The sequence below is a fragment of the Psychrobacter sp. W2-37-MNA-CIBAN-0211 genome (assembly GCF_040309405.1).
In the GTDB taxonomy this organism is placed as follows: domain Bacteria; phylum Pseudomonadota; class Gammaproteobacteria; order Pseudomonadales; family Moraxellaceae; genus Psychrobacter; species Psychrobacter glaciei.
The window spans coordinates 1-279 of the sequence record NZ_JBEOOU010000141.1 but is presented as its reverse complement, the minus strand read 5'-3'; the positions used below and the strand labels follow the sequence as shown (position 1 = coordinate 279).

General features: G+C 46.6%; 1 protein-coding gene. It reads right to left on the bottom strand.

Annotated elements, in window-relative coordinates; all coding sequences use genetic code 11:
* Positions 1-279: TorF family putative porin (locus tag AAEY72_RS14645; protein WP_352311264.1), on the bottom strand; the 279-nt coding region annotated here is incomplete at both ends.

Genomic DNA, 279 nt, shown 5'->3' with positions numbered 1-279 from the left:
AAATATAACCTACGTCATAACTTACGTTTTCATTAATAGCGCCGCCAAAACCTGCGTATAAATCTAGTTCGTAGGTCATTTCATCGGCCCAAGACGCATTTGACGCCCAGGTACCCGCATAAAAGCCAGATTCATTAGCGTAATCAATACCACCAGAGACAGCTGCATCGCCCCCAGTTTGCTCTTGTCCGCGCCATAAGTAGTTAGAAGTAGCTGCTGCATTGGCTGTTACTTCGGCAAAGGCCGTTGTTGATGCCATTCCTGTTAATGCCAATGCAC